This is a genomic window from Pontivivens marinum (genome assembly GCF_900231835.1).
Taxonomy (GTDB): Bacteria; Pseudomonadota; Alphaproteobacteria; order Rhodobacterales; family Rhodobacteraceae; genus Pontivivens; species Pontivivens marinum.
In genome coordinates this window covers 205,016-226,473 of sequence record NZ_OCTN01000003.1, presented here as the reverse complement: position 1 = coordinate 226,473, position 21,458 = coordinate 205,016, and the positions used below count along the sequence as shown (strand labels likewise).

Here is a 21,458-nt window from a genome sequence, read left to right as displayed (position 1 = left end):
CGGCCCCTCAGAATCCGAGCATCGCCTTTGAGACGATGTTCTTTTGAATTTCGTTCGAGCCGCCAAAGATCGACAGCTTGCGATTGTTGAAATAATCCTTGGCCGCCCATGCCGCGCCCTCTGGCCCGATCCGGGGGCCGTTATAGCCTTCATCCAAGGCTTCGGGGATAAAGGGCTGCGCCTGCGGACCCATCGCGGCCATGAACAGGGCGTTGATTTCCTGACGGATTTCCGTGCCCTTGATTTTCAGCAGCGAGCTTTCGGCCCCCGGTGCCGCACCCCCCGCTGCGGCGGCCAGCACGCGCATATTGGTGGTTTTCATGTTTTCCAGCGCGATTTCCACACGGGCAACGCGCGCGGCGAATAGAGGATCATCGGCCTTTTCCGTTTTGGCGATAACCGATTTCAGCTCGGCCAGAGCGGAGGTGGAGAAGCCGACGCCCGCAATGCCCGTCCGCTCATATGTCAGCAGGTATTTCGCGATGGTCCAGCCGGAATTTTCCACGCCGACCAGATTGGCGGCAGGCACGCGCACATCGGTGAACCAGACCTCGTTTACCTCATGATCGCCATCCAGCAGGTAAATCGGGCGCACCTCGATCCCCGGTGTTTTCATGTCGATCAGTAGGAAGGAAATGCCCTCCTGCGGTTTGCCTTCCTTGGCTGTGCGCACAAGGCAGAAGATCCAATCTGCGTGCTGACCCAGTGTTGTCCACGTTTTCTGGCCGTTGACGATGTAGTCATCGCCATCTTTGACCGCTGTGGTTTTCAGGCTGGCCAGATCGGACCCCGCACCTGGTTCCGAATAGCCCTGACACCACCAATCGGTGCCATCCAGAATACGCGGCAAGTAGTGCGATTTCTGCTGCTCTGACCCGAATTTCAGCAGCACAGGCCCCAGCATACTGACGCCGAAGGGCACGATGCGCGGGGCGTGGGCCATTGCGCATTCATCCTCGAAGATGAATTTTTCAACAGCGCCCCAACCGGGGCCGCCATGTTCCACAGGCCAGTGATTTGCCAGCCAGCCGCGCGAATGCAGGGCGGCGTGCCATTCCTCCATGTCCTGCTTGGTCAGATGCTTGGACGTGCGCACCTTGTCCGCCAAGCGTGAGGGCAGGTTTTGCGCCAGCCACTCGCGGATTTCGGCGCGAAAGGCGTCTTGCTCAGGTGTGAAGTCGAGGTTCATGCGCTCTCTCCAAATTTGTAATGGGACAACATCAGTGGATTTCCAGCAGGCCAGCGGCCCCTTGGCCCCCGCCGATGCACATCGTCACGACGGCCCATTTGGCACCGGTGCGCTGCCCCTCGCGGATGATGTGGCCAACCTGACGGGCGCCGGTCATGCCGAACGGATGGCCAATCGCGATAGAGCCGCCATTCACGTTCAGCTTGGCGTCCTCGATTTCCAAGCGGTCCTGAATATACAGCACCTGCGAGGCAAAGGCCTCGTTCAGTTCCCACAGGTCGATATCGCTGATCTTTAGTCCCGCCCGTTCCAGCAGGCGCGGCACGGCAAAAACAGGGCCGATGCCCATTTCGTCCGGCTCACACCCCGCCACGGCAAACCCGCGGAAGGTGGCCAGAGCGGCTTTCCCCTCGGCCCGTGCTGCATCGGCGGACATCAGCATCACGCCCGCTGCACCATCGGCCAATTGCGAGGCATTACCCGCCGTGATGAATTTGCCCGCGCCGCGCACAGGCTCCAGCGAGGACAACCCCTGCAACGTGGTTTGCGGGCGGTTGCAGGTGTCGTGGTCCACGGTGACGGTATGCTCGCTGATCTCCTTGGTCGCGCGGTCCTGCACGGCCATGACGGTTTCAATCGCCATGATCTCCTCGGCGTATTTCCCTGCCTCGACCGCTGCGGCATAGCGTTCCTGCGAGCGTAATCCGTAGGCGTCCTGACGTTCGCGGCTGATGCCATAGCGTTCGGCGACGATGTCGGCGGTGTCGATCATGGGTAGGAAGATTTCGGGCTTATGTTTCAGCAGCCACGGATCTTGCTCCATCGGGCCGACCTTACCGGAGATTTGGCTGACGCATTCCACCCCGCCCGCAACGATTGCCTCTGCGCCCTCGTTCACGATGGAGTTCGCGGCCATGGCAACCGTTTGCAGGCCGGAGGAGCAGAACCGGTTCACCGTCGCCCCCGCCACGCTGACCGGCAATCCGGCACGAATCGCGATCTGGCGGGCGATGTTGCCGCCGGTGGTGCCCGATGGATAGGCGCAACCGATCAGGCAATCCTCGACCATGGCGGGGTCAATGCCCGCGCGGCGCACTGTTTCGGCGATGACATCCCCGCCCAGTTTTGCCCCATGGGTGCGGTTAAACTCACCCCGATGGGCCTTGGTCAGGCCGGAACGGGCGGATGAAACGATGACGGCTTCGCGCATGGCGGGGCTCCCCTATGGTATCTTTTTTCCCAGCGTAGCGTGCTTCTGGCGGCGCGCCTGTCTGACGTCGCGTCGCGATACACCTTGAACTGAACGCATCCCTGTTCCCATATTGAGGGGGTGAGGTTGCCGCTGATCGGGACCGCCACGGATTGTCGCTTTGTAACGAGGACATCGCCATGACACGACACACGCTGACGTCGCATCCCTTTCTGCTGGGGTTTGAGGAGCTCGACCGACTGGTTGAGCGGACTGCCAAATCCGGTGAGGGGTATCCGCCCTATAATATCGAACAGGTGGGTGAACGCGCCTATCGTATAACCTTGGCCGTTGCCGGTTTCGCCGAGGACGATCTGTCCATCACCGTCGAGGATCGCCAGCTAATGGTCCGTGGCCGTCAGGCAGAGCCGGAGCAGGAGCGCGTTTTCCTGCATCGTGGGATCGCCGCTCGCCAGTTCAGCCGCTCGTTCGTGTTGGCCGAGGGTGTGGAAATCACCGGCGCTGCACTGGAGCACGGCCTTTTGAATATTCTTCTGGAACGTAAATCCCCGGATCGGGTCATCCAGACCATTGAAATTACACGGACATAGGAAGGGAATAGCCATGAGCACGAATGAAATTCAAACCCCCGATGGCGTGCAGGATCGCACGGTTTATGTTCGTCAGGTCGCAACCGCTGATCTGCCGCAGGAGGTCCGCGATCAGACCAAGAGCGAGATGATCTACGCGATCCATGACGGCAACGGCGCCCGTATTGCGCTGGTTGCGGATCGCCAAACGGCCTTTATCGTTGCACGTCAGAATGAGATGGCGCCGGTCAGCGTTCACTGATCCACGCATGGTGGTGACTGGCAAGTATCGGGCGATCAGCATAGGCTGACGCCCGATCCAACCAGAGGTTCCGATGTCACGACCACCGATCTCCGTTTTCCTGATTACCCTGAATGAGGAAGCCCGTCTGGCCCGCACGCTGGACGCTGTGCAGGGTTGGGCCGATCAGATTGTGGTTGTTGATTCCGGCAGCACCGACGCCACCGTTGCCATTGCGCAGGCCGCAGGTGCGCAGGTTTTCCAGAATAAATTCACCGGATACGGTCCCCAAAAACGCTTTGCCGAGGGTCAGTGCATCCATGACTGGCTGCTGAATATCGATGCGGATGAGGTGGTGCAGCCTGATCTGCGTGACCAAATCGACGTGGCGCTAACCGATGCGCCACCATCGCTGTTTCGCACGCGCATCCTGAACGTGTATCCCGGTGATGATCGCCCGCGCCCCTTTGCCGATGATTACAATGTGGTGCGGCTGTATCACCGCGCCGCAGGGCGGTATCGCGACCATCCGCTATTTGATCGGGTGGAGCCGGACGGAAATCCGCCGGTGCAGCAACTGGCCGCGCCGATCTATCATTATCCGTTCGTGGATTGGAGCAGCCTGCTGGCCAAGCTGGATCGCCTCGCCACGTTGCAGGCGCGTGAGGCAAAGCCAAAGCCGCGCTGGCAATTGCTGATCCGTTTGGTGACGGAGGCACCGGTGCAGTTTCTAAAATTCTGGCTGGCCCGTCGTCATGTTTTCGGCGGGTGGAAGGGCTTTGCCTTTGCCGGCATCGCAGCATTCGGCCGGTGGCTGCGCATCGTAAAGATGCTGTCAAAAACCACCGACCGATAGCGTTTAGTCGTTTTCGGCCAGGAAACGCTCTGCTTCCAATGCTGCCATGCAACCCATTCCGGCAGATGTAACCGCCTGACGGTAGATGTGATCGGTCAGATCGCCCGCAGCAAACACACCGGGGATGGATGTCGCCGTGGAATCAGGTGCGGTTTTGACATAGCCGCCCATATGCGTTTCCAGCGTGTCCACGACCAGCTCGGATGCAGGGGCGTGACCGATGGCGACAAAGACGCCCGCGCAGTCGATCTCGTGGGTTTCTCCGGTGCGCGTATCCTTGACCCGCACGCCGGTAACGCCCAGCGGCATGGTGTCGCCCAGAACCTCGTCCAGTTCGTGAAACCACAGGGGCACGATCTTTTCGTTCTTCATCAAACGATCGACGAGGATCTTTTCCGCGCGCAACTCATCCCGACGGTGGATCAATGTGACCTTGGACGCGAAGTTGGTCAGGAACAGGGCCTCCTCAACCGCGGTGTTGCCGCCGCCGATGACCACGATTTCCTTGCCACGATAGAAAAATCCGTCACAGGTCGCACAGGCCGATACGCCAAAGCCCTTGAATTTATCCTCGGATGGCAGACCAATCCATTTCGCCTGTGCACCCGTGGCCAGCACCAGCGCATCGGCGGTGTAGGTGGTGCCGCTATCGGCAAATGCCTTGAACGGGCGCTCGGACAGATCCAGCGAGGTGATGTAGTCGGAGATAATCTCCGTTCCCATCGCGCGGGCATGGGCCTCCATATTGACCATCAGGTCGGGGCCCTGAATTTCGGTGTTGCCGGGCCAGTTCTCGACCTCGGTCGTGGTGGTCAACTGACCGCCGGGCTGGATGCCCTGAATCAGCAGCGGTTCTAGCATCGCGCGCGCGCCGTAGACGCCGGCGGTATAGCCTGCGGGGCCGGAGCCGATGATCAGCAGGCGGGTGTGGCGGGTCTCGGACATGGTGTGGCTCCTTCGGACTGGTGCCCCGATATAGCCATGCGCAGCGCGGTGTTAAAGGCCGAGGCGTTCCAGAACCACGGGCGCGATGCGGTCCGCCTCATGCAGGGGGGTATATTCCCAATGATCCGGCCCATTACTGGCCGGTCGCGTGATGCCCCGCGCCTGCAATGTTGCGTGAAACCGCGTGAATTTTTCGGCCACACGCCCCGTGCCACTGACATAAAGCGGTATGCCGGTCGCCGCTGCTTCGCTCAACATATTGACGCTGTCGCGGGTGACCATGATCGCCTGGGCCAGATGCAGCCAGCCGGGATAGGGATTGGGCGCCGCACCGTCCCAAATCACCATCCGGGGAAAGCTGGCGCGCAACATATCAATCGCCGCATCAGGCGTGCGGCGCGACGGTGTGGCGAACAGGTGATAGCCTGCCCCGGCGAATGGAGTGATGTCCGCGATCAGTTCCTGCACATTGAAATCCGCGCTTTTAGACGGCCCGCCAATCAGGATGGTCAGCGCGGGGGCGGGCAGCGGGGTAAATCCCTGCGCCGCCTCGGCAATGCGTTGTTGCGACATGGTGTTCATCGACCCCAGCGCGGTCAGCACGTTGTCGCCACGCAGGCCGTCATGTTCGGGCGTGATGACCAAATCAAACCAGCGCAACGGCACCGCAGGATTCAGGATGGCAATCGCCTTGGCCCCTGCGCGCCGGGCCTGCGCCGCAATCAGGTTGCCACGTCGCCCTGCACCGATCACAATGTCAGCATCCGGTGCTGTGCCAAGCCCGCGGCCCGTTAAACGCAGCGACAGTGTTTGCCAAAATGGGTTGACGTCTACGTCATGAATGCGCATATCCGCCGCTTGCAGTCGCGCAATGGCCTGTGCCAACCCTTCGGCCTGTACCCGATTTCCGGGGCGCCCATCGGTGACGACCGCAAGATTAAGACTTTTGCGTGACAATTGTTGCGTGTTCCTGAAATATTATTGCGTTTCTATTGCCTGTTGGATAACGTGCAGCGCAGCTAGCGTGGCGTGCCGCGCAATTAACTTAAAGGCCCCCATGCCCAGCATCAAGCTTGACCCGATCGACCGTAAGATCCTTGCCGAATTACAGGCCGATGGACGCATGACCAATGTGGAGCTGTCGCGCCGGGTTGGCATTTCCGCGCCACCCTGCCTGCGCCGCGTACGCGCGTTGGAGGAAACCGGCTATATCAACGACTACCATGCCCGCGTGAATGCACGTGAGCTGGGGTTCGAGGTACAGGTTTTTGCCATGGTGTCCCTGCGCTCACAGGCGGAAAAGGACCTCAGCGCGTTCGAGGCCGAGTGCCGCTCATGGCCGCTGGTCCGCGAGTGCCACATGCTGAACGGTGAGATCGATTTCATCCTGAAATGCGTGGCGCCGGACCTGTCCAGCTTCCAGACCTTCCTGACGGAGGAACTGACCTCGGCCGAAAACGTGGCCAGCGTCAAAACCTCCCTTGTGATCCGCAACGCAAAGAACGAGCCGGGTGTGCCGTTTGATGTGCTTGAGGCACGTGTCGCGGATGGCGCGCTGTAATCACTGCGCGCGACGGCTGCGGATGATCTCGCGCAATTGCGTCTGCTGCGTCAGTTTTTCCGCGCTGTAAAAGGCCACGCCCCGTGCATCCCGATCACTGATACCACCGGTTAGCGTGGGCTGTGACAGGATCGCCACCCGGAACAGCGCAATGCTGGTGCCACCCTGATCGCGCACATCCCAATCCATCACCAATGTCGGCGCGCCGTCCTGCGTGCCCCGCGTGGTGCGTCCTGTCATATTCAGGATCAGTTCATGGCCGGTCATTTGCGACATCTGAAATGCTGGGCCCAGCAGGGTCGCAGTTTCAGCGGCTATACTGTCGGCGGTTGCCGGATCGCCGCCAAAATCAACGCGAATATTCATCACCACATCCGTTGCCAACAGGGCAGGGCGCGGCGCAAAACTTGCCCCTGTCGGCGCGCAAGCAGCAAGCACCAGCACCATCAGTAACGCGCGGATCACTTTACGAACATTTCCAGCGGCAGGCGCGACAGTGGCTGCGCCCCCTCCGCCGTGGTTAGCGAGGTCCGCCCCAGCGTCATCGCCGTGCCGGTTTCGCTGTCCATCAGGATCATATGCAGGAAAAACACCATGCCCGGCGCGATGACCGTTTCCGCACCGGCGTGGAACATCTGCGGGTCCATCCAACTGGGCGCATAACGCGCACCCAGCGAATAGCCGCAGGCGTTCAGGCGGTGCGCGCCCAGTCCCACACGGTCCAACACGTCGGCATGGGCAGCGAAAACATCGCGCATCTGCGCGCCGGTGACCATTGCCGCCTCGCAGGCCAGCAGGGCCTCACGCGCGGCGCTGTGCAGTTCGGCATGGCGCGGGCGTGGATCACCGACCACAACCGTTTGCATGGCGGCAACGTGGTACTGGCTGGATACTCCGGCCCATTCCAACGTCAACTGATCGCGCGCATCCAGCGTTCTGCGGCCCGAGGCATAGCGGCACAGCAGCGCCCGTTCCCCCGAGCCGATAATGAACGAGTTGCCCGCATAATCGCCGCCCCCTGCAAAAACCGCACCCTGCATCGCGGCGAGGATGTCGCCCTCATCCGCACCCGGTTTTATCAGGGGTAGGGCCGCTTCGAACGCATCATCGCATAGGGTGGCGGCGCGGCGAACGCAGGTAATCTCCGCCTCGGATTTGATCAGGCGCAGGGCGGGAACCATATCGGAGGCTTCGACCAAATCAGGCAAGCGGGCAAAAACGCGCATACCACTGGCCGCGGTCAGGCCATGGGTTTCCGTCTCAACCCCGATGGAGCCGGTCAGGCCCAGCTCCGCCACCCAATCAGCCAGCATCGTGGCCGGATCGTCCTTACCATCGGTCCAGATGCGAATATCCGTAATGTCCGAGGTCAATTGCGCCTGTCGCAAATCAGCCGAGCGGGTCAGCAGATGCGTTTGGCCGTTTGCATAGATCAAGCATTGGAAGAAGCAGAACCCGAACGTGTCATAGCCGGTCAACCATAGCTGGCTGTCAGGTGCGAACAGTAGAACCGCGTCCAGCCCGCGCGCCTGCATTGCCGCATCCAGACGGGCGCGGCGTGCGCTATATTCCGAAGCTTCAAAGATCATAGCTTTATGCACCCAATCTGACGCCCGTAATCTGCCTCACCTAAATGGGTGGTGCGCCGATACGAGAAAAATCTATCCGGTTCCGCATAGGTGCAATGGCCCGTCCATTCCGCCTGAACCCCCGCCATGCGCAATTGCGCAACGGCATAGGCGGGCAGGTCGAATTGTACTTTGTCCGAGGCACGACCAGCGGCAAAGAAACGGTCATTTCCCGTATCGTGACCCAACACGGCGTCCATGAAATCCAGACCAACCTCGTAATTGCGCTGGCTGATTGTGGGGCCGACTGTGGCGTGGATGCCCTCGCGGGTGGCGCCCAGGGCCAGCATCGCCTCGATCGTGGCTTGCAGTACACCGCCGACGGCGCCCTTCCATCCGGCATGGGCGGCACCGATAACGCCTGCCTGCGCATCCGCGAACAAAACCGGGGCGCAATCTGCGGTCAGAATGCCAAGGATCAGGCCCGGCTGGCACGTGACCATTCCGTCTGCCTTTGGCCGTTCAGTCGGGATGGTATCCAGCGTGACAACATCGGCGCTGTGGATCTGATGCAGCGATATCAGGCTATCTGGTGTGCCGCCCATTGCGGCGGCAACGCGGGTGCGGTTGATGCGGACTGCCTCTGCCTGATCGCTGGAGCCGGGGCCGCAATTCAATCCCGCAAAAATACCCGAGGACGCGCCCCCACGGCGCGTGAAAAAGCCGTGGCGAAGGTCGGACAACCCGTCAGAGGCGAGGATTTCCAGCGTCATCAGATTTTACGTCCCTTTCAGGGTGAAGTTTCGAAATGCGGGCAGGGGCTGCGAACCTGCGCTGATCCCCAGTACCTTAAAGAGCGTTCCCATTTCCTGCGGATGCGTCAACCTTCGATGCGCGGCAACGACGGATGGATCGCGGGCGGAGAGTTGTTGCGCGCGCGCGGTAATGCCCAGCAATTCCAGAAACGCGCCCTGATCCTCGATCCCGTGGCGCAAACCGGCGGCCCGTGCCAGATGGCCGAAATTCACATGCGCGGTCAGGTCAGCATCGCCCGGAATGGTCAACGGATCGACTGTTGTCTGCGCGCTCAACGCCTGCAACGTATCGCCGGTGCCGTCATAGGAGCCGTAATCGATGATCAGCGCGGCCCCGCCATGGCGCAACCTGTTGGCAACTTCACCCATGATCGGAGCGGCGGCGGGGCACCATTCCACCAGTGTATCGGGGGCGACATCCGCGAATAGATCATCCAGCACAGGCTGCGCCGTGGCGGGTTTCAGCCCGAAACTCAGCTCACCCTCAACCAAGCCGACGCACCGCTCGGCCCAGCCGCGACCCTGCCGGACAAATTGGCGGATCGGTAGAGCGTCAAAAAACTCGTTGGCGATGAACAACATCGGTCCGTCGGGCAGGTCGGCAACGCTGTCATGCCATGTGACCGGATGCGTCCCTAATGCCTCACGCTGTCGTGCGCGCAGCACCGGTGATGTCTCAACCAAATGCACGGATGCAGCATCGTGAAACCCCGGAACCCGCGCTGTGCTGCGCAGGATATCGGCCATCAGGGTGCCGCGCCCCGGTCCCGCTTCAACCAGAGACACAGGGCCAGCGCCCTGATCCAGCCAGATTTGCGCCAGTGCCAGACCGAACATCTCACCAAACATCTGACTGATTTCCGGCGCGGTCGTGAAATCACCCGCCGCACCGAACGGGTCGCGGGTGATGTAATAACCGTGCTGCGGATGTTGCAGGCACAGGGTCATATATTCCGCCACGCTTAGCGGTCCGGACAGAGCGATTTGCCGCTTTAGAATATCGCCAAGCGCGCTCATTTTGCGCGACGCGACCACAGCAGGAACCCGATGCCGATGGCGATCATGGGCAAGGACAGGATTTGCCCCATGCTCAATCCGGCCCATGCGCTGTCGCCAAAGCGGATGACTTGGCCAAAGGGATTGCCCTCACTGACATACTGAACATCGCCCTGCCGGAAAAACTCAACAAATGTGCGCGCCAATCCGTAGCCGATAAAAAACATGCCGGTCACAACACCGGGGCGGCGCAAAATACGCAGGACCCATACGGCGAATAGTAGAACGGCGAACAGGACCAGCCCCTCTAGCGCGGCCTCATATAGCTGCGAGGGGTGGCGGATACAGGCATCGCTAGGCCCGATAGGCCAGAACTCAGGGCAGATTTGCGCCCGCGATCCGGGGAAGGAAACGCCCCACGGCACCGTCGTCGGGCGGCCCCACAGCTCGGCATTCACGAAATTCGCAATCCGCCCCAGCAGCAGCCCGATTGGCGCCACCACGGCGATCAGATCGGCAAGGTTCAGTAGTGGAATACCGTTGCGCCACGCATAGACGATGATCGCAACCACAACGCCCAGGAAACCACCGTGAAAGCTCATCCCGCCATCCCAGACGCGGATGATCTCAGCCGGATTGCTCAGGAAATATGCGGGTTGATAGAAAATCACATAGCCCAGCCGCCCGCCAACAATGATGCCCAGAATGGCCCAGGTGACAAAATCTTCTAGGTGTTTCGGGGTGATCGGTGACACCTTGCCCCACAGGGCATCACGGCGCACGATCCGTCCGGCCAGCCACCATCCGCCGATGATGCCAACAATATAGGCCAGCGCATACCAGCGCAGTGCTAAGGTAAAACCGAGAACGGTAAACTGAAACGCGATGGGATCGATGTCGGGAAAGGGCATAGCCTACCTCGTTTTGGGTGCACCACCCTATCCCCATGACAGGGCTGCGAAGTCAAGTCACGCTTGCCACAGGGCCGATGCCCTCCCATATCAGATACAACCCGCCAGAGGAGGCCGAATCCATGCAGACCAGAAACCGCATCCTAGACGATATGAGCCAGCTGATGACCAACGCGATGGGCGTTGCACAGGGCGCCCGCACCGAGGCCGAGAACACGATGAAGGGCCTGATGGACCGCTGGCTGGCTGATCGCGACTTTGTAACGCGTGAGGAATTCGACGCCGTGCGCGCCATGGCGCAAAAGGCACGCGAGGAAAACGCGACCCTGTCCGCGCGCCTTGACGCGCTAGAGGCGAAAGTCGGCGAGTAATCGCGATATGCATCAGGCGGTTCGACTGCCCGATGCACATTACACAAATTGATGCCCGCACGTAATCGCGCGGGCATCGGATAAATGCCTAGGTGCGCACGTCAGGCGCATCGCGGCCTGTGGTTTCGCGGATGGATGCAATCGCCTCCGCCGCTGCGATAACATCGGACAGTGCATCCTGCGGATCGCGATCAAAGCGGCTGGGATCCTCCTCAACCTGCTCCAGATACACGCGCAGGGTCGCACCCACGGTGCCAGTGCCCGATAGGCGCATCACGATGCGTGCGCCCTGTGTCAGGATAATCCGAATGCCCTGATGTTCCGATACGGACCCATCAACAGGATCGGTATAGGCGAAATCATCCGCCTCAATCACGCTGAGCGGGCCATAGGCCGTGCCGGGCAGGGTGGACAAACGCTCGCGCAGGTCCGTAATCATGCGTTCCGCCGCACCGGCATTGACACCCTCGTAATCGTGGCGGGAATAGTAGTTCCGGCCATAGGTCGCCCAATGCTCATTCAGCATGTCCGACACGCTTTGCTTGCGGACGGCCAGAATGTTCAGCCAGAGCAGAACCGCCCACAAGCCGTCCTTTTCGCGCACATGGTCCGATCCGGTCCCGGCACTTTCCTCACCACACAGGGTGGCCTGTCCGTCATCCAGCAGGTTGCCAAAGAATTTCCAGCCGGTTGGCGTTTCAAAGGCGGGGATGCCCAGCTTTTCCGCCACACGGTCCGCCGCGCGGCTGGTCGGCATGGAGCGTGCAATCCCCATCAGCCCGTCGGTATATCCCGGGGCCAGATGAGCATTTGCGGCCAGCACGGCAAGGCTATCCGAGGGGGTCACGTAAATCCCGCGCCCGACGATCATATTGCGATCCCCGTCCCCGTCCGATGCCGCGCCGAAATCGGGCGCATCCGGTCCCATCATCAGGGTCATCAGACCGGAGGCCCAAACAGGGTTCGGGTCAGGGTGCCCGCCACCAAAATCGGGCGAGGGCACGCCGTTGACCACGGTTCCCGGGGCCGCCCCTAACTGTTCCTCCAGAATGGCATGGGCATAGGGGCCGGTCACGGCATGCATGGCGTCAAAGCGCATGGTAAAGCCGGATGCGAACAGCGCTCTGATCGCGTTGAAATCGAACAGGAATGACATCAGCGCGGCGTAATCGGTCACGGGGTGCACGATCTCGACCACCATGTCGCCCAGCGTCGCCTCGCCCAAGGCGTTCAGATCAACGTCCTGTTTCTCGATGATGTTATAGCGGGACAGGGTCTTGGTGCGGTTAAAGATTGCCTCGGTCACGGATTCCGGTGCGGGGCCGCCATTGGCGGTGTTATACTTGATCCCGAAATCCTCATCTATTCCGCCCGGATTGTGTGATGCGGACAGGATCAACCCGCCATCAGCCTCGCGCACGCGGATCAGGTTCGACGCGGCGGGGGTGGATAGCAGCCCGCCCATGCCCACGATGCAGCGCGCCGCGCCATTGGCCGCAGCCATGCGCAGGATCACCTGAATGGCCTGCGCGTTAAAGTAACGCCCGTCCCCGCCGATGACGAATGTTTTGCCGCGCGCACCGCCAATGGCGTCAAAGGTCGCTTGTATGAAGTTCTCAACGTAATGCGGTGTCATAAAGACCTTGGTCTTTTTACGCAGGCCGGACGTGCCGGGCTTTTGCCCACCAATTGGCCGCGTTGGGTGTGTTACTACATACATCGCACTCTCCCGCTATTGAGGGGCAACTTTGCTGGAAATGGTGTGCAATCACAAGATCATCCAATCATCTTATTTCACAGATCGCCGCATCGGCCGGCGGAGTCATGGAACTGTCACGGCCCTTGGATACGCGTGACGTAAATGCGGTTAAGTAGCGATGAGTGGCGTGGGAGACGTGATATGCGGATGGGTCTGACGGGACTTGGCCGGATCGGTAAGCTGGTTCTGCGACGCATGGTGGATATGGGCCATGGCGGTGATCTGGTCTGGGTGAATGATCTGGTAGGCGATGCGGCGGCACATGCCCATATGCTGGAATTTGACAGCGTTCAGCGCCGCTGGGGCGTTCCGGTCAGCGGGCAGGACGATACGCTGACCCTGGATGGCCACGACGTGCGGATGCTGAACATCGCAAACCCTGCCGACCTGCCGCTGGGCGATGTTGATCTGGTGATCGATTGCACCGGAAAACACAAAACCGCGGTCAAGCTGCAAGCGTACCGCGATGCCGGAGTACGCATTCTGGTCTCCGCTCCGGTCAAGGATGGTGATGCGCTGAACCTCGTCTACGGTGTGAACCACGATCTGTACGATCCCGCGCAGCACGATCTGGTCACAGCGGCCAGTTGCACGACCAACTGTCTGGCGCCGGTGGTCAAGGTGATGTTGCAGGAGTTCGGCATCCGTCATGGGTCCATCACCACGATCCATGATGTGACCAATACGCAGGTAGTGATTGATAAACCGATGAAGGATTTGCGCCGCGCGCGGTCCTCGCTGACCAACCTGATCCCCACAACGACCGGTTCCGCCACGGCGATCACGCTGATCTATCCGCAACTGACGGGAAAGCTGAACGGCCACGCGGTGCGGGTGCCGATGCTCAATGCCTCACTAACCGATTGCGTGTTCGAGCTGGAACGCGAAACCACCGCCGAGGAACTCAACGAGGCTTTTGCCCGTGCTGCATCCGGCGAACTGGATGGCATTCTAGGGGTAGAACATCGTCCGCTGGTTTCCAGCGATTATCAGGGTGATGCGCGATCCGCGATCATCGACGCGCCCTCGACCATGGTGGTCAACGGCACGCAGGCCAAGATGTTTGCGTGGTACGACAATGAGTGGGCCTATTCCTGCCGCGTCGTCGATATTGCCCGCATGATTGCCGCTGGATAGGGGCCAAACTGATGAGAGCCTATATCGCCGTCACCGCCGCCTATTGGGCCTTTATGCTGACCGATGGTGCGCTGCGTATGTTGGTGCTGCTGCATTTCCACACGCTGGGGTTCAGCCCGTTCCAATTGGCATGGTTGTTCGTGGTGTACGAGGCGATGGGCGTTGTTACCAACCTGTCCGCGGGGTGGATCGCGGCACGGTTCGGGCTTGCCTCGACGCTATATGCCGGTCTGGCGGTGCAGGTCGCCGCGCTGATCGGGTTGGCGCAACTGGACCCGACATGGAGGATCGGCGCCTCGGTCATCTTTGTCGCCGCCGTTCAGGGTGCGTCCGGCGTGGCCAAGGATTTGTCCAAGATGTCCGCCAAAAGCGCGGTTCGTCTGCTGGCCCCCGATACAGGCAACACGCTGTTCCGCTGGGTTGCCCTGCTGACCGGATCGAAAAACGCGGTAAAGGGCGCGGGCTTTGCGCTGGGCGCGATTTTGCTGGCGACGCTGGGCTTTACCCCGTCACTATGGGTGATGGCGGCGGGCCTGACGATGATCCTGATCGCGGTTGCGCTGTTTCTGCCACCCGGATTGCCACGCGGGCTAAAGGGCGTGAAATTCGCGCAGGTCTGGTCACGCGATCCGGCGATCAACGCGCTCAGCCTTGCACGGCTATTCCTGTTTGGCGCACGCGATACGTGGTTCGTTGTCGGCATTCCGGTGTTTTTCTACGCCGTGCTGTCCGATGGGACCGAGGCAGGGAACCGTAATACTTTCTTCCTGATCGGCAGCTTCATGGCCGCGTGGATTGTGCTCTATGGCATCGTTCAAGCGACCGCACCGCGCCTGTTGCGTGCCCAAGGGCAGGAGCTGTCGCATATCGTGATGCTGACGCGGCGCTGGGTCTGGGTGCTCAGCGCGGTGATCGGGGCGCTGGCGGGGATCGCCCTGATCGCGCCTGCCGGCTTGGCTGTTATCATTGCGATTGGCTTGCTGATCTTTGGCGCGGTGTTTGCGCTGAACTCCGCATTGCACTCCTACCTGATCCTTGCCTTGGGACAGGCGGAGCGTGTGACCATGGATGTCGGGTTTTACTACATGGCCAATGCAGCGGGGCGTCTGATCGGGACGATCCTGTCGGGGGTCAGCTATCAATATGGCGGCTTGCCCCTATGCCTGGGCACAGCGGCGCTGATGGCGGTGGCCAGTGCGTTGTCATTGCGAGGGCTGAAAACCGGCTGACCTTGCCCTTCGCCTCACGTCCCTTTAATCCTGAGCGCGCAAGTCGGGATTGAGGGCAGCGTGGGCGAAAACGGCATAATCAGATTTGGCTGGGTTATCGCGCTGTTGTGCATCCTGCCGATGTGCGCGGCGGGCATTGCGGCGCTGTTGGGTGATCTGGAAACATGGGGGCTGCTGGCGCAGACGGTGCTGCCCCGCTATATCGGCACAACGCTGATCCTCGTGGCCTGTGTCGCGGTGGGAACTGCGGTGCTGGGCACGGGCTCGGCATGGCTGGTGACGCTGTATAACTTTCCCGGAAAACGGTTGGTTGAGGTGGCGCTGGCGCTGCCGCTGGCCTTTCCGGCCTATGTGCTGGCCTATGCCTATACGACGCTGCTGGATTTCCCCGGACCCGTGCAAACAGGGCTGAGAGAGATTTTCGACTGGGGCCGCCGCGATTACTGGTTCCCCGAGGTGCGATCCACCGGCGGTGCCGCCGCGATGTTGATCCTGTGCCTGTATCCCTATGTTTACCTGCTGGCGCGATCCGCCTTTCGCCAGCAATCGGCCAGTGCCTATCTGGCGGCGCGTACCTTGGGGCAGAGCCCGTGGCAGGCCTTTCGCCGCGTCTGCCTGCCGATTGCGCGGCCCGCCATTGCCGGTGGCGTCGCCCTAACCGTGATGGAAACGATCGCCGATTACGGCACCGTCAGCTATTTCGGCGTACAGACCTTCTCGACGGGCATCTACCAAGCGTGGTTTTCCATGGGCGACCGTGCCGCCGCCGCGCAACTAGCGCTGTGCCTGCTGGGCTTTGCGCTGCTGCTGGCCACGTTGGAGCGTATCCAGCGGGGCCGCGCACGGGCGCATATGCGCGGGCTGGCCGGGCAATTATCGGGGATGGAGGCAACGCAACTGCGCGGCGTGCGTGCGGCCATTGCCTTCGGCGCCTGCGCGATCCCGATTCTGGTCGGATTCATCATTCCGGTTATCATGCTGGGCCTGATGGCGTTAAAGGCGGATCAAAGCCTGTTTGAGCCACGCTATCGCGCCTTTATGGCCAATTCGCTGACATTGGCGGGGATTGCGGCGGTGGTCACGGTCTGTGCGGCAATGCTGATGGCCTTTGCCGCGCGCCTGCGGGGCGGGCGCTGGTCCACCACGATGCTGCTGCTCGCCGGTCTGGGCTATGCCGTGCCGGGTGGGGTGATCGCAGTCGGCCTGCTGGTTCCCTTTGCCAAGTTGGACAACGCCATTGATGCTGTGATGGAGGCGCAGTTCGGTATCGATACCGGTCTGCTGTTCACCGGTTCCATCTGGCTGCTGGTGATTGCCTATATGTCCCGCTTTATGGCGGCGGCCCTGTCGGCGGTGGATTCGGGTATGGGCACGGTTGCGCCGAATGTGGACGCTGTGGCGCGGACCTTGGGCCGCACACCGGGTCGGGTGCTGCTGGGCGTACACTTCCCGATTTTGCGCGGCACGGTGATGACCGCCCTGCTGATCGTGTTCGTTGACGTGATGAAGGAACTGCCCGCCACCCTGATCATGCGCCCGTTCAACTACGACACGCTGGCCGTGCAGGCGCATCGTCTCGCCGCGGATGAGCGTTTGACGCAGGCGGCGGTGCCCAGCCTTGTCATTGTGGCATTCGGGCTGCTGCCGGTGATCCTCGTGTGCCGTTCTATCGGGCATCGGCAAACCGCCCGGCCCCGATTGCGCCCAGATGCGGCCGTCGCGGCCAAGTGACCCGCGTTCGGACCGCATGGACCGCCAGCTATCCCGACCCGATCCGCGTTGCAGCGGACGATCCCGTCACTCTGACGGGGCGCGAAGATTTCTGGCACGGGTATCGCTGGTTATGGGCCATTGCGCCGGATGGGCGGCAGGGCTGGGTGCCCGATGATCTTATTGTTGAGGGCCGCGCCACCCGCAACTATTCAGCGGCGGAACTGACCTGCACCATGGGCGAGGCCCTGATCCGGATCGAAACCCGCCACGGCTGGGCGCTATGCCAGAACGCGGCGGGGCAGGTTGGTTGGGTGCCGCTGCAAAACCTCAGTAATGTGGCGGACGTTGATCCGCGATAGGCAGGCCGCTCATCTGATCTGCCTCCTGTTCGGCGGCGCGGCTCATCAACATGGCGACGCGGCGCTCCAACAGCTCAATCCGGTTCGCTTGGTCGGTGACGACCTCGTTCAGCTCCTCAACCACGCGGACCGCATCGGCGAGGGCCTCCTGCACCTGGATCAGATCGCTCATACCGGATTCGGCACGTCATGCCCCCCGATAAAGGCTTCGATATTGTCCAAGGCCATATCCCCCATCGCCTCACGCACCTTCAACGTGGCGGAGCCTAAATGCGGCAGCAAAACCACGTTATCCAGCGCGCGCAACGCGGCAGGAACCACGGGTTCCTCCTCGTACACATCCAGACCAGCGCCGAAAATCGCACCCGCCTGCAATGCATCGATCAGGGCCGCCTCATCCAGCACATCACCACGGGCGGTGTTGATCAGGATGCCCGTCGGCTTCATCGCGGCAATGGCTGTGGCGTCAAACAAGTGTTTGGTTTCCGCCCCACCTGGCGCATGGATCGCCACAATATCGGCTGCACTGGCGACATCGGCCACGGTGGCCAATTGCGTCGCGGGAAAGTCCAGCTCCTTGGCCGAGCGGTTGTAGAACACGATTTCCATGCCGAAACCGTAATGCGCCTTACGCGCCATGGCCTGACCGATCCGGCCCATACCGATAATGCCCAGCGTGCGTCCGGTGACGTTCTGGCCCAGCATTTGCGTTGGCGTCCAACCGGCCCAAGCATCAGCACGAACCATCCGCTCGCCCTCCGCCGCGCGGCGCAGGGCCATCAGCATCAGCGTCATGGCCAAATCGGCGGTGGCATCGGTCAACACGCCGGGCGTGTTGGTGACGGTGATGCCCGCCCCCTTGGCCGCATCCGCGTCGATATGGTTATAGCCCACGCCGAAATTCGCGATGATCTTGCATCGCAAATCACCCGCGAACATATCGGCACTAAACCGGTCGCCCAGCGTGCATAGAATCGCGTCATAATCGTGCAGCAGCGCGGCGCGGGCACCATCGCCGAGCACCTCGTCACTATCATGCAATTCAGCACCCAGCGCCCGTGCGCGCGCCATGATGCTGTCCGGCAAACGCCGGGTCACAAAAATCTTCATCAGTGCATCCGCCCGCCTAGGGGAACAGGCCCATCCGGCCCGATCAGGCGAATCTCGCCGGTTTCATCTGGCAGGCCCAGCACCAGCACCTCTGACATGAACGGCCCGATTTGGCGTGGGGGGAAGTTCACAACCGCCATGACCTGCTTGCCGATCAGCGTGGTGGGATCGTAATGCGCGGTGATCTGGGCCGAGCTTTTACGCTCCCCGATTTCACCGCCAAAATCGATCCACAGCTTGATCGCAGGCTTGCGTGCCTCAGGAAAGATTTCCGCGCGGAGGATTTCCCCCACGCGGACATCGACTTTTTGAAAGTCGTCGAAGCTTATCGTATCGCTCACTTTGGCTTTGCCATCTCTTCTAGTTCGGAAATTGAGTCGCGCATGCGGGCGGAAACGATTTCCCACGCACGGGCATTTGCCTTTTGTGCCTCACCGGCCAATTCCGTGCTGAGGTCCATTGCCTTTTGCACGCCAGCGGTCATGACCTCCTGCGCCTTGGCAGGATCGCGCGCGGCATCTGCGTTGGCTTTTGCCTCGCTCATCATGGTTTTCATCAGCTCGACCTGCTTTGCGAACAGGTCCTTATAGGCGGCGGATGCGGCGGAGTTTGCTGCCTGAAACGCCTCCATATTGCGGCTTTGCATATCGTTCAGCGCGGCAGGATCGAAACCCGGCATTTTGGGCATCATGTCCGCAAAGGGCATCTGCTGCATCATCTTCATCATCGCTTCGGGGTCGAAAGGGTTGAAGCTCTTGTCCATCGTCATTCTCCCAGTTCGCGCGAGCGGTCTGCCGCGGCTTTGACGGCCCGGCGCATTAGCGGCGCCAAACCAGTTGCGTCATTCATCAAAACATCCAATGCGGCGGCTGTCGTGCCCCCCTTGGACGTGACATTCACCCGCAGGGCATCGGGCATTTCGGTCGCTTCCTCAGCCAACGCGCCAGCGCCGCCCACGGTTGCCTTGGCCAATTGCATGGCCAAATCCGCTGGCAGCCCCTCGGCCACACCTGCGGCGGCCAGTGCCTCGATCATATGGAACACATAGGCAGGGCCGGAGCCGGAAACGGCAGTCACCGCATCCATCTGATCCTCACCTTGCAGGCGAACCGTTTGACCGACAGCCTGAAGCAGCTCATCCGCCAGATCCAGCGCATCCGCTCCCGCCGCGCCATTGCCGACAATCGCGGTGATACCACGACCAACCGCGGCCGGAGTATTCGGCATCGCCCGCACGATCGCTGCCTTGCGGCCCAGAACACTCTCGAAATAACCAATGGAGGTGCCCGCCGCGATCGACAGGAAAATCGTGCCACCGCGTGCGATATCGCTGATCTGGGGCAGGGCGTCCTGCATCATCTGGGGTTTGACCGCCAGAATGCAGATCGCCGGATTGTCCGGCAACGCCGCGTTTAGCTGCAATCCCTGTTCGGCCAGCGATTCGAGCCGCGCAGACGGGTAGGGATCAATGATGGAAACGGATGAGGGCGCAACGCCGCGCGCCAGCCATCCCTCCAGCATAGCGGAACCCATCTTGCCGCATCCCAGCAAAACAAGGCCGCGTTGATTGATGATGTCCAAGGACATGGAACCTCCGCAAACGTCTTCGATCAGGCGCGACCATACGCCTGCGACATAGCGATGCCTAGGGCCTGTTGCGCACAGGCGCCATCTTCGAGGCATAGTTGGAAGGCGGGGTAGTATTGTTCACATGCCCCGACAGCTGTGGCGATCATGTCATTGATTTGCGTACCACTGGCCGATGCGCCACCAGCCAGGTTCAGGCCATAGCGGAACACGATCAGCCCCTGTTCAGACCACGTCGTGAAATTCCCCAACCAAATGCGATCATTCGCGCCGTCGATCAGCTCCAGAACCTGCTCTCTGCGCGTCGCGTCCACATCTAGATCAAAGGTGCAAACCAGTCGCAGCGTTTCGTCATGGGCAGACCATGCCAGCGACAGGGAATAGGTGTGCCAAGCCCCCTCGATCTCCATCGCAATCTGGTTGTCCGTGATCCGATCGAATTCCCACGCCTTATGCGCGGCAAGTGTTTCGACGATATCAATCGGGTCTGCGTCCTCGGAGGTGAGATAGTGTTCCAGCGTATCCATGCCGCGCTCCTATTGGTGCGCCCCGGCAGGTATGCCCGCTAGGGCTGGTCATCTATGCGAGATAGGCCGCTGCAATGCGCCGCTCTCACAAGATATCGTGCTGCCTGTTTGCTCGTTAGTAAAGGGTGAAGTGGTGACGGGTATATTACAGTCGCCCGTTACAGGGATTGTTTCCGATTATTCAGTGGCTTCAACCTTGCGCCATATGCAGGTGCCACGGCATCGCGGTTTATCGCGGAAATAGTCACGCAGACCAACGCGATCTTGCTCAGGCAGGGTGCTCCAATCCATCCACTCGCAACGATAGCCCAGAACATCGGCCATGGCCTCCATGCCCGACGTGCTGGGAATCCCCTTGATGGTCACGGCCTGCCCCGGCAAATCGGCGGTCGCGTTCAGGACATTATCCGTACGTTCGCGGATCAACCGGATCGAAGGGCTCTTGCTGGTGATGAATTCGCTGTCGATGATAATCAGGCGCGGGTTCAGGCGGGCAACGCGGACCAGAAACCCGTAATGGTCCATCACATGATATAGAATCCCCAGCATCGACACGATGTCGAATGTCTCACCCCGCGTGCCACGTTGCTCCAGATCGCTATAGATATCGTCGTGGATCAGCGTCACACGATCCTTTGCGTCTGTTTGAGGGTATTGGGCAAATTGCGAGGCCAGATCCAGCACGCGCGCACCGGTTATATCCTGAACAAAGGGCGCCACGACAAAGCGATGCCGCTGATTCAGCCGTCCAGTGGTGTAATTGTTGTAGTTTCCGATGCCATTCAGAAAATCAAAGAACGCCATG

26 protein-coding genes are annotated in these 21,458 nt (G+C 60.9%); 9 read left to right on the top strand and 17 right to left on the bottom strand.

Annotated features, from left to right (window positions below):
* Positions 1–7 precede the first annotated feature (7 nt).
* A complete protein-coding gene (locus CR254_RS10175) occupies positions 8–1,189 on the bottom strand; it encodes an acyl-CoA dehydrogenase family protein (protein ID WP_097929748.1) in 1,182 nt (393 codons plus the stop codon).
* Positions 1,190–1,220: 31 nt separating this feature from the next.
* Positions 1,221–2,399, bottom strand: coding sequence for an acetyl-CoA C-acyltransferase (locus tag CR254_RS10170; protein WP_097929747.1), 1,179 nt, complete (start codon positions 2,397–2,399; stop codon positions 1,221–1,223).
* 179 nt (positions 2,400–2,578) lie between these two features.
* On the opposite strand from CR254_RS10170, the gene CR254_RS10165 reads away from it, so the two are divergent.
* The 3 genes from CR254_RS10165 to CR254_RS10155 all read left to right on the top strand — a co-directional run bounded on the left by CR254_RS10165 (position 2,579) and on the right by CR254_RS10155 (position 4,065).
* Positions 2,579–2,989: an Hsp20 family protein gene (locus tag CR254_RS10165; RefSeq protein ID WP_097929746.1), complete on the top strand. Its 411-nt coding sequence runs from the start codon at positions 2,579–2,581 to the stop codon at positions 2,987–2,989.
* A gap of 13 nt (positions 2,990–3,002) precedes the next feature.
* Positions 3,003–3,230, top strand: coding sequence for a DUF1150 family protein (locus tag CR254_RS10160; protein ID WP_097929745.1), 228 nt, complete (start codon positions 3,003–3,005; stop codon positions 3,228–3,230).
* A 73-nt stretch (positions 3,231–3,303) separates the two neighbouring features.
* Positions 3,304–4,065 carry a glycosyltransferase family 2 protein gene (locus CR254_RS10155; protein WP_097929744.1) on the top strand — a complete coding sequence of 254 codons (762 nt, stop codon included), beginning with the start codon at positions 3,304–3,306 and terminating at the stop codon, positions 4,063–4,065.
* Positions 4,066–4,068: 3 nt separating this feature from the next.
* On the opposite strand, the gene trxB is transcribed toward CR254_RS10155, so the two are convergent.
* Both trxB and CR254_RS10145 read right to left on the bottom strand, forming a co-directional pair.
* Positions 4,069–5,010, bottom strand: coding sequence for a thioredoxin-disulfide reductase (gene trxB / locus CR254_RS10150; protein WP_097929743.1), 942 nt, complete (start codon positions 5,008–5,010; stop codon positions 4,069–4,071).
* 51 nt (positions 5,011–5,061) lie between these two features.
* The gene (locus CR254_RS10145; protein ID WP_097929742.1) at positions 5,062–5,967 is read right to left on the bottom strand and encodes a mitochondrial fission ELM1 family protein; all 906 of its coding nucleotides are present in this window, start codon (positions 5,965–5,967) and stop codon (positions 5,062–5,064) included.
* 100 nt (positions 5,968–6,067) lie between these two features.
* Between CR254_RS10145 and CR254_RS10140 the strand changes: the two genes are divergently transcribed.
* Complete coding sequence (locus CR254_RS10140) at positions 6,068–6,571, top strand: Lrp/AsnC family transcriptional regulator (protein WP_097929741.1); 504 nt, start codon at positions 6,068–6,070, stop codon at positions 6,569–6,571.
* Here CR254_RS10140 and CR254_RS10135 read toward each other — a convergent pair whose 3' ends face one another.
* The 5 genes from CR254_RS10135 to lgt are packed head-to-tail and all read right to left on the bottom strand — an operon-like array spanning position 6,572 to position 10,861.
* Positions 6,572–7,036, bottom strand: a complete 465-nt coding sequence (locus CR254_RS10135) for a hypothetical protein (RefSeq protein ID WP_097929740.1) — start codon at positions 7,034–7,036, stop codon at positions 6,572–6,574.
* The gene (locus tag CR254_RS10130) at positions 7,033–8,160 is read right to left on the bottom strand and encodes a M24 family metallopeptidase (protein WP_097929739.1); all 1,128 of its coding nucleotides are present in this window, start codon (positions 8,158–8,160) and stop codon (positions 7,033–7,035) included. The genes CR254_RS10135 and CR254_RS10130 overlap by 4 nt, the downstream gene beginning before the upstream one ends.
* Entirely contained in the window at positions 8,157–8,912 is a 756-nt protein-coding gene (gene pgeF / locus CR254_RS10125) for a peptidoglycan editing factor PgeF (protein WP_097929738.1), read from the bottom strand. The genes CR254_RS10130 and pgeF overlap by 4 nt, the downstream gene beginning before the upstream one ends.
* 6 nt (positions 8,913–8,918) lie before the next feature.
* Complete coding sequence (locus CR254_RS10120) at positions 8,919–9,971, bottom strand: class I SAM-dependent methyltransferase (RefSeq protein WP_097929737.1); 1,053 nt, start codon at positions 9,969–9,971, stop codon at positions 8,919–8,921.
* Entirely contained in the window at positions 9,968–10,861 is an 894-nt protein-coding gene (gene lgt, locus CR254_RS10115) for a prolipoprotein diacylglyceryl transferase (RefSeq protein ID WP_097929736.1), read from the bottom strand. The genes CR254_RS10120 and lgt overlap by 4 nt, the downstream gene beginning before the upstream one ends.
* A gap of 122 nt (positions 10,862–10,983) precedes the next feature.
* Between lgt and CR254_RS10110 the strand changes: the two genes are divergently transcribed.
* Positions 10,984–11,232 (top strand): accessory factor UbiK family protein, encoded by a 249-nt coding sequence (locus CR254_RS10110; protein ID WP_097929735.1) that lies wholly within the window; start codon positions 10,984–10,986, stop codon positions 11,230–11,232.
* An 88-nt stretch (positions 11,233–11,320) separates the two neighbouring features.
* On the opposite strand, the gene CR254_RS10105 is transcribed toward CR254_RS10110, so the two are convergent.
* Complete coding sequence (locus tag CR254_RS10105; protein ID WP_097929734.1) at positions 11,321–12,952, bottom strand: alpha-D-glucose phosphate-specific phosphoglucomutase; 1,632 nt, start codon at positions 12,950–12,952, stop codon at positions 11,321–11,323.
* A gap of 180 nt (positions 12,953–13,132) precedes the next feature.
* On the opposite strand from CR254_RS10105, the gene CR254_RS10100 reads away from it, so the two are divergent.
* The 4 genes from CR254_RS10100 to CR254_RS10085 all read left to right on the top strand — a co-directional run bounded on the left by CR254_RS10100 (position 13,133) and on the right by CR254_RS10085 (position 17,429).
* Positions 13,133–14,128, top strand: coding sequence for an ArsJ-associated glyceraldehyde-3-phosphate dehydrogenase (locus CR254_RS10100; RefSeq protein WP_097929733.1), 996 nt, complete (start codon positions 13,133–13,135; stop codon positions 14,126–14,128).
* An 11-nt stretch (positions 14,129–14,139) separates the two neighbouring features.
* Positions 14,140–15,357, top strand: coding sequence for an organoarsenical effux MFS transporter ArsJ (arsJ, locus tag CR254_RS10095; protein WP_097929732.1), 1,218 nt, complete (start codon positions 14,140–14,142; stop codon positions 15,355–15,357).
* 120 nt (positions 15,358–15,477) lie between these two features.
* Positions 15,478–17,088 (top strand): ABC transporter permease, encoded by a 1,611-nt coding sequence (locus CR254_RS10090; protein ID WP_097929859.1) that lies wholly within the window; start codon positions 15,478–15,480, stop codon positions 17,086–17,088.
* Positions 17,085–17,429 (top strand): SH3 domain-containing protein, encoded by a 345-nt coding sequence (locus CR254_RS10085; RefSeq protein ID WP_097929731.1) that lies wholly within the window; start codon positions 17,085–17,087, stop codon positions 17,427–17,429. Before CR254_RS10090 ends, CR254_RS10085 begins: the two co-directional genes overlap by 4 nt.
* On the opposite strand, the gene CR254_RS10080 is transcribed toward CR254_RS10085, so the two are convergent.
* From CR254_RS10080 to CR254_RS10050, 7 genes are all read right to left on the bottom strand, one after another.
* Entirely contained in the window at positions 17,398–17,601 is a 204-nt protein-coding gene (locus tag CR254_RS10080) for a SlyX family protein (RefSeq protein ID WP_097929730.1), read from the bottom strand. The two genes, CR254_RS10085 and CR254_RS10080, sit on opposite strands and share 32 nt — an antisense overlap.
* Entirely contained in the window at positions 17,598–18,539 is a 942-nt protein-coding gene (locus CR254_RS10075; RefSeq protein WP_097929729.1) for a 2-hydroxyacid dehydrogenase, read from the bottom strand. Before CR254_RS10075 ends, CR254_RS10080 begins: the two co-directional genes overlap by 4 nt.
* Complete coding sequence (locus CR254_RS10070; RefSeq protein ID WP_180955962.1) at positions 18,539–18,880, bottom strand: tRNA-binding protein; 342 nt, start codon at positions 18,878–18,880, stop codon at positions 18,539–18,541. The genes CR254_RS10075 and CR254_RS10070 overlap by 1 nt, the downstream gene beginning before the upstream one ends.
* A complete protein-coding gene (locus CR254_RS10065) occupies positions 18,877–19,302 on the bottom strand; it encodes a phasin family protein (protein ID WP_180955961.1) in 426 nt (141 codons plus the stop codon). The genes CR254_RS10070 and CR254_RS10065 overlap by 4 nt, the downstream gene beginning before the upstream one ends.
* A 2-nt stretch (positions 19,303–19,304) precedes the next feature.
* Positions 19,305–20,126 carry a pyrroline-5-carboxylate reductase gene (gene proC / locus CR254_RS10060; RefSeq protein ID WP_097929727.1) on the bottom strand — a complete coding sequence of 274 codons (822 nt, stop codon included), beginning with the start codon at positions 20,124–20,126 and terminating at the stop codon, positions 19,305–19,307.
* A gap of 23 nt (positions 20,127–20,149) precedes the next feature.
* Positions 20,150–20,653 (bottom strand): type III secretion system chaperone family protein, encoded by a 504-nt coding sequence (locus tag CR254_RS10055; protein ID WP_097929726.1) that lies wholly within the window; start codon positions 20,651–20,653, stop codon positions 20,150–20,152.
* A gap of 177 nt (positions 20,654–20,830) precedes the next feature.
* Positions 20,831–21,457: a class I SAM-dependent methyltransferase gene (locus tag CR254_RS10050; protein WP_097929725.1), complete on the bottom strand. Its 627-nt coding sequence runs from the start codon at positions 21,455–21,457 to the stop codon at positions 20,831–20,833.
* Between the last annotated feature and the right edge of the window lies 1 nt (position 21,458).

Excerpts from the sequence above, each read along its gene's own strand:
- CR254_RS10175 (WP_097929748.1), bottom strand. The coding sequence starts at position 1,189 with ATGAACCTCGACTTCACACCTGAGCAAGACGCCTTTCGCGCCGAAATC.
- CR254_RS10170 (WP_097929747.1), bottom strand. The coding sequence starts at position 2,399 with ATGCGCGAAGCCGTCATCGTTTCATCCGCCCGTTCCGGCCTGACCAAG.
- CR254_RS10165 (WP_097929746.1), top strand. The coding sequence starts at position 2,579 with ATGACACGACACACGCTGACGTCGCATCCCTTTCTGCTGGGGTTTGAG.
- CR254_RS10160 (WP_097929745.1), top strand. The coding sequence starts at position 3,003 with ATGAGCACGAATGAAATTCAAACCCCCGATGGCGTGCAGGATCGCACG.
- CR254_RS10155 (WP_097929744.1), top strand. The coding sequence starts at position 3,304 with ATGTCACGACCACCGATCTCCGTTTTCCTGATTACCCTGAATGAGGAA.
- trxB (WP_097929743.1), bottom strand. The coding sequence starts at position 5,010 with ATGTCCGAGACCCGCCACACCCGCCTGCTGATCATCGGCTCCGGCCCC.
- CR254_RS10140 (WP_097929741.1), top strand. The coding sequence starts at position 6,068 with ATGCCCAGCATCAAGCTTGACCCGATCGACCGTAAGATCCTTGCCGAA.
- CR254_RS10130 (WP_097929739.1), bottom strand. The coding sequence starts at position 8,160 with ATGATCTTTGAAGCTTCGGAATATAGCGCACGCCGCGCCCGTCTGGAT.
- pgeF (WP_097929738.1), bottom strand. The coding sequence starts at position 8,912 with ATGACGCTGGAAATCCTCGCCTCTGACGGGTTGTCCGACCTTCGCCAC.
- CR254_RS10120 (WP_097929737.1), bottom strand. The coding sequence starts at position 9,971 with ATGAGCGCGCTTGGCGATATTCTAAAGCGGCAAATCGCTCTGTCCGGA.
- lgt (WP_097929736.1), bottom strand. The coding sequence starts at position 10,861 with ATGCCCTTTCCCGACATCGATCCCATCGCGTTTCAGTTTACCGTTCTC.
- CR254_RS10110 (WP_097929735.1), top strand. The coding sequence starts at position 10,984 with ATGCAGACCAGAAACCGCATCCTAGACGATATGAGCCAGCTGATGACC.
- CR254_RS10105 (WP_097929734.1), bottom strand. The coding sequence starts at position 12,952 with ATGTATGTAGTAACACACCCAACGCGGCCAATTGGTGGGCAAAAGCCC.
- CR254_RS10100 (WP_097929733.1), top strand. The coding sequence starts at position 13,133 with ATGCGGATGGGTCTGACGGGACTTGGCCGGATCGGTAAGCTGGTTCTG.
- arsJ (WP_097929732.1), top strand. The coding sequence starts at position 14,140 with ATGAGAGCCTATATCGCCGTCACCGCCGCCTATTGGGCCTTTATGCTG.
- CR254_RS10090 (WP_097929859.1), top strand. The coding sequence starts at position 15,478 with ATGTGCGCGGCGGGCATTGCGGCGCTGTTGGGTGATCTGGAAACATGG.
- CR254_RS10080 (WP_097929730.1), bottom strand. The coding sequence starts at position 17,601 with ATGAGCGATCTGATCCAGGTGCAGGAGGCCCTCGCCGATGCGGTCCGC.
- CR254_RS10075 (WP_097929729.1), bottom strand. The coding sequence starts at position 18,539 with ATGAAGATTTTTGTGACCCGGCGTTTGCCGGACAGCATCATGGCGCGC.
- CR254_RS10065 (WP_180955961.1), bottom strand. The coding sequence starts at position 19,302 with ATGGACAAGAGCTTCAACCCTTTCGACCCCGAAGCGATGATGAAGATG.
- proC (WP_097929727.1), bottom strand. The coding sequence starts at position 20,126 with ATGTCCTTGGACATCATCAATCAACGCGGCCTTGTTTTGCTGGGATGC.
- CR254_RS10055 (WP_097929726.1), bottom strand. The coding sequence starts at position 20,653 with ATGGATACGCTGGAACACTATCTCACCTCCGAGGACGCAGACCCGATT.
- CR254_RS10050 (WP_097929725.1), bottom strand. The coding sequence starts at position 21,457 with ATGGCGTTCTTTGATTTTCTGAATGGCATCGGAAACTACAACAATTAC.